Source organism: Pseudomonas sp. AAC (assembly GCF_000725445.1).
Classification (GTDB): domain Bacteria; phylum Pseudomonadota; class Gammaproteobacteria; order Pseudomonadales; family Pseudomonadaceae; genus Pseudomonas; species Pseudomonas citronellolis.
This window is the reverse complement of the sequence record NZ_KL647104.1, coordinates 118,423-125,886: the sequence shown is the minus strand read 5'-3', so window position 1 is coordinate 125,886 and position 7,464 is coordinate 118,423. Positions and strand designations below refer to the sequence as shown.

At 60.7% G+C, this 7,464-nt stretch carries 12 protein-coding genes; all 12 read left to right on the top strand.

Annotated features, from left to right (window positions below; all coding sequences use genetic code 11):
• The first annotated feature begins 148 nt into the window (after positions 1-148).
• Genes FG99_RS30525 through yejK form a run of 12 tightly spaced genes read left to right on the top strand, consistent with a single transcriptional unit; the run spans position 149 to position 7,441 of the window.
• Positions 149-1,009 (top strand): ParA family protein, encoded by an 861-nt coding sequence (locus FG99_RS30525; RefSeq protein WP_043274003.1) that lies wholly within the window; start codon positions 149-151, stop codon positions 1,007-1,009.
• A 1-nt stretch (position 1,010) separates the two neighbouring features.
• The gene (locus FG99_RS30520; RefSeq protein ID WP_051879440.1) at positions 1,011-1,802 is read left to right on the top strand and encodes a hypothetical protein; all 792 of its coding nucleotides are present in this window, start codon (positions 1,011-1,013) and stop codon (positions 1,800-1,802) included.
• A complete protein-coding gene (locus FG99_RS30515) occupies positions 1,799-2,518 on the top strand; it encodes a hypothetical protein (RefSeq protein ID WP_043274001.1) in 720 nt (239 codons plus the stop codon). The genes FG99_RS30520 and FG99_RS30515 overlap by 4 nt, the downstream gene beginning before the upstream one ends.
• Positions 2,518-2,754, top strand: a complete 237-nt coding sequence (locus FG99_RS30510; RefSeq protein WP_043274000.1) for a hypothetical protein — start codon at positions 2,518-2,520, stop codon at positions 2,752-2,754. Before FG99_RS30515 ends, FG99_RS30510 begins: the two co-directional genes overlap by 1 nt.
• A complete protein-coding gene (locus FG99_RS30505; RefSeq protein ID WP_043273998.1) occupies positions 2,754-3,452 on the top strand; it encodes a DUF2786 domain-containing protein in 699 nt (232 codons plus the stop codon). The genes FG99_RS30510 and FG99_RS30505 overlap by 1 nt, the downstream gene beginning before the upstream one ends.
• Entirely contained in the window at positions 3,449-4,795 is a 1,347-nt protein-coding gene (gene dnaB / locus FG99_RS30500; protein WP_043273996.1) for a replicative DNA helicase, read from the top strand. Before FG99_RS30505 ends, dnaB begins: the two co-directional genes overlap by 4 nt.
• Complete coding sequence (locus tag FG99_RS30495; protein WP_043273995.1) at positions 4,792-4,980, top strand: hypothetical protein; 189 nt, start codon at positions 4,792-4,794, stop codon at positions 4,978-4,980. The genes dnaB and FG99_RS30495 overlap by 4 nt, the downstream gene beginning before the upstream one ends.
• Entirely contained in the window at positions 4,970-5,485 is a 516-nt protein-coding gene (locus tag FG99_RS30490; protein ID WP_043273994.1) for a hypothetical protein, read from the top strand. Before FG99_RS30495 ends, FG99_RS30490 begins: the two co-directional genes overlap by 11 nt.
• Positions 5,482-5,718, top strand: coding sequence for a hypothetical protein (locus tag FG99_RS30485; protein WP_043273993.1), 237 nt, complete (start codon positions 5,482-5,484; stop codon positions 5,716-5,718). Before FG99_RS30490 ends, FG99_RS30485 begins: the two co-directional genes overlap by 4 nt.
• On the top strand, positions 5,711-6,208 hold the full coding sequence (locus FG99_RS32390; protein ID WP_141678532.1) for a hypothetical protein: 498 nt from the start codon (positions 5,711-5,713) through the stop codon (positions 6,206-6,208). The genes FG99_RS30485 and FG99_RS32390 overlap by 8 nt, the downstream gene beginning before the upstream one ends.
• Entirely contained in the window at positions 6,201-6,440 is a 240-nt protein-coding gene (locus FG99_RS30475) for a hypothetical protein (protein ID WP_043273991.1), read from the top strand. The genes FG99_RS32390 and FG99_RS30475 overlap by 8 nt, the downstream gene beginning before the upstream one ends.
• Positions 6,440-7,441: a nucleoid-associated protein YejK gene (gene yejK, locus FG99_RS30470; protein ID WP_043273989.1), complete on the top strand. Its 1,002-nt coding sequence runs from the start codon at positions 6,440-6,442 to the stop codon at positions 7,439-7,441. The genes FG99_RS30475 and yejK overlap by 1 nt, the downstream gene beginning before the upstream one ends.
• Positions 7,442-7,464 lie beyond the last annotated feature (23 nt).

Below are 7,464 nucleotides of genomic sequence, written 5' to 3'. Positions count from 1 at the left end.
TGGTGGGTCGTGTAGGATTCGAACCTACGACCAATTGGTTAAAAGACAATTGGACTAGGAGCGTCTAGGAAGGGGTTCTCCGGCCCCGTGAATGCCCAGAGCTCTAGGCACGCAGCCTCTAATGCAACCCACATTAGAGGCATTTGTAATGAAAAAAGCAGGTATTATTTCCACCAAAGGCGGTACCGGCAAAACCACCAGTTCGACCAACCTGGGCGCTTTTGTCGCAGATGCTGGACTGCGTACCCTCCTGATCGATCTCGATCCGGTCCAACCTTCCGGATCTTCCTACTACCCTCTCGCCCATGAAGCTCCTGGCGGTCTTTACGACCTCCTAGCCTTCAATAACACCGATCCGGAACGGATTGTTTCTCGCACCAACATCCCCAATCTGGATGTGATTGTCTCCAACGACATCAACAACCAGCTGAACAACCTCCTACTCCAGGCTCCCGACGGACGGTTGCGACTCGCCAATCTGATGCCAGCTTTCGCTGACCAGTACGACCTAGTGCTCTTTGACACCCAGGGCGCACGCTCGGCCATGCTGGAAATGGTCGTGCTTGCCTCCGACGTCGCCCTCTCCCCCCTGCCACCGAACATGCTGGCGGCCCGAGAATTCAATCGCGGCACCATGCACATGATGGCGGGGCTTCATACCTACAGCCGCCTGGGGCTGAACATCCCCCACATAAACATCATCATCAACGGGCTCGACCAAACGGCAGACGCCCGCCAGATCCACGAGACTGTCCGCGAAGTATTCGATGGCAACCCAGACGTCTCCGTGCTGGATACCATCGTCCCCCAGGCGGTCGTCTTCAGAAAGGCCGCCTCCCAGGGCGTTCCTGCCCACCGACTGGAATACAGCCAGCCCTCCAATCGCCAGGCGCCGTCAGCACTGAGCATCATCCGCAGCCTCGCCATCGAGGTTTTCCCCGAGTGGCGCGACCGCTTCGAGGCGATGACCGAGGAGAAGGTCGCCCAGATCGTCAAGGGAGGCCGCTGAAATGGCCAAGAAACCTGTCGATATCACCCATGCCAGCGGGATCACCCCTGAAGTGGTGCTGAAGCTAGGCGAGCTGTACAGCGCCAAGGACCTTCGCAGCGTCCAGACAAAGCTGACCTCTGTTTCTGGTGAGCTTCGCAAGATCGGCCAACGCTGGACTACGAGATCCGGCCTATTGGGGCGACTCGGGGAGCACCTGACAGCAGACCAACGGCAGCTCCTGCTCGATGCCGCGCATCTGATCGACTCGGTCGGCAACAACGTCGTGCATGCCAAAGAAAAGCGCCAACGTACCGAGAAGGAAGCGCAACGGCGCCGAGAGGCTCGCGATAAGCGCGCCAAGCAACTGGTTGCTGCTCAATATCCCCTTCCAGCAGCTCCGAATGCCAATGAGGACCTGCTGGAAATCGTGAAAACCGCGCTGATTTACAACCGGGCGCGCGTTCTCCATACCTTCTACTCCCCCATTCAGTTCTGCCAAAAACACGGGCCAGACCTGGGCACTTCTGGGGTGCACTTCGGCACCAAGCGCGAACGAAATTACTCCGACCTTTTCTTCCAGATCACCTATCTACGGTCCGAACTGATCACCGCAATTCAGGAGGAGCTCAGCTACGACGACGGTTCCGAAGTCGAAGAGCGCCTGGCTGCGATGAAACAGCGGGTGGCTGACCAGGTCAGCCAAGCTGCTTTGACCAACCAGGAGAAGGAAGTAATCGAGCTTTGGCGCAAAGCGCTGAACAGCTTCACTCCGCCGCCTTCCTCGACGGGTTCGCAGGAGGGGCAGGCATGAACGGTGATGCCAAGAAGCCAGTCACGCTGGCAATGCTGCAGGGACGCCTAGCGACTATCCAGCGCCAAGATGCGACTGCAGCCGATCTCCCCCTGAACGTCTCCATCAACGGAGTCGGCTTTTCACTTCACAGCAGCAACTTCCAGGTCTCCGAGAAGGGGTGCCTGGAGCTTTCTCTTTCCACCAAAGAAGTGCACTCGCCGGCGCTGGCTGGCAGCCAGAGCGCCCTGGGCGCGGTCCTCAAGACCATGGACCATGCTCGCGCCGAGCACTCCCTCCAGTTCGGCCCACTGCTCAGCTGCCCGTGCTGCGGATGCTTGGCGGAGCAAACTGACAGTGAATGTGGCCACCGCGTGGAATGCACCTGGTGCGGTCTGGCTACCGAGGTAGAGGTCGACGCTGCAGAAGCTCGTCGCACCTGGAACACCCGGGTGGAGCGCAGCAACGTTCCCTCTCAGGCAGACCGCCCTGCAGCTCAGTGCGAAGCGGACCTGATCGCGTGTGAGGGCCGTCAGGGACAGGCTTATTCGAGGGGCTTGGAACATATCGGAAGCCTGATAACCAAATTCCGCTACGCAATGCAGGAGTTTGCGGAGAAGGGCGGGAGCGAAAACCGCAGTAACGCAATTCACGCCGAGCAGGAGTTGCGTGAAGGCGTAATTGAGAGCTTCCGCGCGCTGACCAACGCCGCAGTGCTGGCTTCGGGAGGTGTGTGATGGCCGGGCAAATGGAAAGAACTCGTAAGTGGTACGGCGTTCCGGCCAAGCGCGGGATGCGAGTGCTCTACACCGGGTGCGGGAAGAAGGAGTTCGGCACCATCCGCAGCGCCAAGGATTGCCGACTGAACGTGCAGTTGGATGGCCTCAAGCACACCATGCCGTTCCATCCGACGTGGGAGCTGCAATACGAGCCTCGCAAGCCTCTCAGCACCTTGAGCGAGGGCCAGGCCTGATGGATAAGCAGAAAGTCCTGGACAAGGTGGCCAAGCTGATGGCTCTGGCCAATTCCAACGGTGCCACGCCGAATGAAGTCGAAACTGCGCTCCGTCAGGCACGCGCGCTCATGTCCCAGTACAACTTGGAGCATGAGGATATCCGCGCAAGCCTGGTTGACGAAGCCAGCGTCCCGACCCATACCCGCCGTTCTCCTGCAGACTGGCATCACTCGCTTGCCCTTGCCTGCGCTGAGGCCTTCGACTGCAGTTACCTCTCTTACTACCGCCACGGTCACGGCTATTGCTTCAAGTTTCTGGGCAAGGGTGTGGGCCCTGACCTGGCTGCGTATACCTACAGCAGCCTGCTCAACCAGCTGCAGAAAGCTCGCCGCGAGCACGTCGCCCAGCTATCGCGTTGCCAGCTGAAGACCAAGCGGCGCCGCGGACAGCTGTTCGCGGAAGGCTGGATACGTGCCGTTGCGCAGAAGGTCGACCAATTCGCCACGGGCATGAGCTCCGACACTCGCTCTGAAATCAGCGCCTATCTCAGCCTGCACCACCCGAACCTCCAGCACACCAACATAAGCTCGACGCCTGCCAAGGGCCATGATCGCAGCTCGTTGCACGCTGGATGGGAGGCAGGCAAGAAGGCCCAGTTGCGTCGTGGTGTCGGCCGGGATCCCCTGGCAGCGCTTGCGCACGGGGGTGCCAGATGAACCACCTGGACCTCTCCCCTCCTCATTCGATTGAAGCTGAGCAGGGTGTCCTTGGCGGGCTGATGCTCGACAACGAGGCATGGGACCTGGTCGGCGATCAGTTGCAGGAGGAGGACTTCTACCGTCGTGAGCACAAACTGATTTTCAAAGCGATCAGTGACCTTGCTTCGAAGAACAGCCCCTTCGACATCGTCACTATCGGTGAAGCGCTGGAGGCTCATGAGGAAGTAGGCGGCCTGGCCTATTTGGCTGAGCTGGCCATGAACACTCCGTCGGTTGCGAATATCCAGCACTACGCTGCGATCGTGGGCAACCGGTCGCACCTTCGTCAGCTGATGACCCTGGGCTACCAGTGCTCGCGCGCCGCTACTGACCAACAGGCTGATGCCAACGAGGTCCAGGAGTCGATCGAGCAGCAGCTGTTCGCACTGGGTGAAGGCCGGTCGACCTCCGAGTTCGTGAACGTCCGCGACACAATGATCAAGGTCGTCGACCAGATCGATCAGAACTTCAACGGCAACGTCACGGTGACCGGGGTTTCAACTGGCCTGGACGATCTCGATGAGCTGACCTCGGGACTCCAGCCTGCCGACCTGGTCATAGTCGGCGCCCGTCCCTCGATGGGCAAAACCTCGTTCTGCTTGAGCATCGTCGACGCTGCGCTGAAGTCGCGCCCGGATCAGACGGTCCAGGTGTACAGCATGGAGATGCCAGCCCAGGCCCTAGTGTATCGGCTGCTAGCCATTCTTGGACGTATTGATCTCTCAAGGCTGCTGAAGGGCAGACTCGAGGAAGAGGACTGGCAAAAACTGACCGGCGCCGTGGCACGCATGGACGGGTATGGAACACGGCTGGTCATGGACGATACCGGCAACCTCACGCCGATGCAGCTTCGAGCCAAGGCGCGCCGAGCTGCTCGTCGCTACGGAAAACCGTCATTGATCATGGCCGACTACCTGCAGCTCATGCGCAGCCCCGGCCAAGAGAACAGAGCCAACGAGATCAGCGAGATCTCGCGCTCGCTGAAGGCCTTGGCGAAGGAGATGGATTGCCCGGTTATAGCCCTTTCCCAGCTGAACCGAGATCTCGAACGCCGTCCGAACAAACGCCCCATCTGCGCGGACCTCAGGGACAGCGGCGCCATCGAGCAGGACGCCGACCTGATCCTCTTCGTGTATCGGGACGAGGTGTACAACCCCGATACCGAGGCCAAAGGCATCGCAGAGCTGATCGTCGGAAAGAACCGTAACGGTCCGACCGGAACCGTCCGCACCGCCTTCATCCCCCAGCAGACGCGATTCGCCAATCTCAGTGCGCATGAGCTGCAAGGAGCATTCGCATGACGTCCAGTCAGCACTCCCCCATCACCCATTGGTGCCGCAACTGCGGGACTCACCATCCGCTGCAGAACGTACGCCAGTTCGTTCCGGCCGAAACCAGCCCTGAAGGCGAGATCGAGGTCCTCACCTGCCCCGTTTGCGGTAGCTACGACATCGATGAACTGCAGGAGGTGGACCATGCGCGCTGATGGAGCTTTCCCTGCTATCGCCGCCGGCGTTCCGTTCGAAGCCTCTGCTCTGGCTCACGCTCATCGCGCCGGTCTGAACGCCATCGAGCTCGACGCCCTCAGCCAAGTCATTACGCGGCTCGGTCGTGACCACAGCACTGTCGCCCCTGCTGCGCTCCACGCTGAGCTCAGGGAGTTCGAGAAGCTGCAGTACATCGAGATCCTCGAAACCGACGCAGGCACGCTAGAGCTCAGCCTGAAGGCACCTGGCGCGCTGCTCTCCAACTACTTCTGGGCGGTCTGGGTTCCAAAGTATCTGTTCAGTTGTTCGCTCAAGGTCGGAGTGATCCCCTCTCTTTCCGGCCAGGCCGAAGCGCATCACTGCACTGTGGTGTTTCGCATTCCCGGTGCCCGGGAGGCTGCACGCGAGTTCCTCACTGAACTGGCAACCCGCTATCCCGGCGATTCCCCTGAGATCGTGGCTGTCCAGGCCGGCGATGCTCTCAACCAGGAGGTCGCACCATGAGCGCAACCTCCCGCGAGTGCGTAGTGAAATTCGACGGAGCTGGGTTCTTCACCAACACCGTGAAAGGCAAGCGCGCAAGCTGCACCTGGAGCGATCAGATCGCTGCACAGCGCCTGGCCGACCGCCTCTTCGGCGAAGGCCAAGGTGTGATCGCCAAGCTGCCGGCGCAGCCTGGTGACAAAGCGAACTACATCGAGAGCCGCTGGAGTCTGAGCGGAGGTCGTGATGTCTGAGATCACCACCTTCCGCCCACTGCACCGTATCCACAACAACGAGCTACGCCTTGAGCTGCTGCTGCGTGCTGGTCCCACGTGGATCTGCATGCACTGCGGTTATCACCTGGACGGTGGCGGCGAGATGCCTTGCCCGGACTGCGGAAAATGCCGCACGTGGACCAGCGGCTGGAACGTGGAGCGCGGCCACCGGTTCTGGCCTTGCCGCCAGGACTGGGAGGCACGCTTGTTCACCCAGTTCCGAGCGACTGCAGCTGAAGTCTGCCCTGCAGGCGCCGGCGGTGCTCTGGTCCTCGAGCAGCTGCAGGAAGAAGTGCAACTGCTCCGCTCATCGCATGACGAGATTGCCTGCCAACGGCACCAACTGGATAAGCACCTGAAGCGCTTGGTAGAGCGCCTCCTCGAGGCAGCTCGCACCGGAACCCTTCCAGCAGGCCTGCAGGACATGGAGACCTGGCTTCAGCAGCAGGAGGAAACCGCTAATGCGTAATTTCCTCCGCGGCGCCCAAGAAGGCTTGAAACGCCTGGTCATCACTGCTGAACAACTCGGATGGAGCGCAAGCCGCACCGCCGGCGGCCACGTCAAATTCAGCAAGCCTGGCCGGCTGCCCATCTTCACCTCTTTCACCGCCAGCGACTGCCATTCGGCCCTCAACGCTCTCGCGCGCCTCCGCCGCGCCGACGTTCAGGCGGCCCAGTCGTCCTGTCAGGAGATCATCTAATGCCCATTCGTCACGCCATCGTCCACCTGATCGACAAGAAGCCCGACGGCAACCCATCTGCACTGCATATCAGTGGTGTCGAGCTGGTCGATTCCCAGGCTATGGAAAACCTCATGGCCGACCTCAACGAGAGCTACAACGCCAAGCCGAACAAGGCCTGGGGCCTTTTCCATGGCGAATCCGGCGCCTACCCGCTAAGCGGTTGGCTGAACGAGTTCCTGGTTGGCAGCATGGACTTTGTCGAGTTCAGCCGCCATGCAGTGGAACAGCTCGCGCATTTGATGGAGGAGTCCAATCTCTCCACTGGCGGCCACGTGCTGTTCTGCCATTACCAGCAAGGCATGACCGACTACCTGTCCATCGCCCTCCTCCACCACAGCGAAGGAGTGGCGGTGACCGAGGCGCTAGAAGTAACTCCCTCGCGCCATCTTGACCTCAGCAAGCTGCACATGGCCGCGCGGATCAACATCTCCGAGTGGCAGAACAACAAGACGTCCAAACAGTACATCTCGTTCATCAGGGGCAAAAGCGGAAAGAAGGTCTCGGACTACTTCTGCGACTTCATCGGCTGCACCGAGGGCGTCGACGGCCCGAGCGAGACCCGCACCCTGCTCAAGGCCTTCAGCGACTTCGTGGAAAGCGAAGACCTGCCCGAAGAACAGGCCCGCGAGAGGACCGATGTGCTAGTGGATTACGCCACCAGCCAGGCCAAGATCGGCGAGCCGATGGCCCTGGACGCACTCTCCGAACTGATGGACGACCAGGCGCCGCGCGCCTTCTACGACTACATCCGCAACAAGGATTACGGCCTGTCGCCAGAGTTCCCGGCGGACAAACGCACCCTCAACCAGTTCCGCCGCTTCACTGGCCGCGCGGAAGGCCTGTCGATCAGCTTTGAGGCCCACCTGCTGGGCAGCAAGGTCGAGTACGACGGAGAGCGCGACGTGCTGACCATTCGTGGCCTCCCGACCCAGCTGCACGACCAGCTGAAGCGTCGCTGAGAAACCTGCCGCCAGAATTCCGG

What these genes read in the sequence shown, in the direction of transcription:
- FG99_RS30525 (WP_043274003.1), top strand. Translation starts at nt 149, where the DNA reads ATGAAAAAAGCAGGTATTATTTCCACCAAAGGCGGTACCGGCAAAACC.
- FG99_RS30520 (WP_051879440.1), top strand. Translation starts at nt 1,011, where the DNA reads ATGGCCAAGAAACCTGTCGATATCACCCATGCCAGCGGGATCACCCCT.
- FG99_RS30515 (WP_043274001.1), top strand. Translation starts at nt 1,799, where the DNA reads ATGAACGGTGATGCCAAGAAGCCAGTCACGCTGGCAATGCTGCAGGGA.
- FG99_RS30510 (WP_043274000.1), top strand. Translation starts at nt 2,518, where the DNA reads ATGGCCGGGCAAATGGAAAGAACTCGTAAGTGGTACGGCGTTCCGGCC.
- FG99_RS30505 (WP_043273998.1), top strand. Translation starts at nt 2,754, where the DNA reads ATGGATAAGCAGAAAGTCCTGGACAAGGTGGCCAAGCTGATGGCTCTG.
- dnaB (WP_043273996.1), top strand. Translation starts at nt 3,449, where the DNA reads ATGAACCACCTGGACCTCTCCCCTCCTCATTCGATTGAAGCTGAGCAG.
- FG99_RS30495 (WP_043273995.1), top strand. Translation starts at nt 4,792, where the DNA reads ATGACGTCCAGTCAGCACTCCCCCATCACCCATTGGTGCCGCAACTGC.
- FG99_RS30490 (WP_043273994.1), top strand. Translation starts at nt 4,970, where the DNA reads ATGCGCGCTGATGGAGCTTTCCCTGCTATCGCCGCCGGCGTTCCGTTC.
- FG99_RS30485 (WP_043273993.1), top strand. Translation starts at nt 5,482, where the DNA reads ATGAGCGCAACCTCCCGCGAGTGCGTAGTGAAATTCGACGGAGCTGGG.
- FG99_RS32390 (WP_141678532.1), top strand. Translation starts at nt 5,711, where the DNA reads ATGTCTGAGATCACCACCTTCCGCCCACTGCACCGTATCCACAACAAC.
- FG99_RS30475 (WP_043273991.1), top strand. Translation starts at nt 6,201, where the DNA reads ATGCGTAATTTCCTCCGCGGCGCCCAAGAAGGCTTGAAACGCCTGGTC.
- yejK (WP_043273989.1), top strand. Translation starts at nt 6,440, where the DNA reads ATGCCCATTCGTCACGCCATCGTCCACCTGATCGACAAGAAGCCCGAC.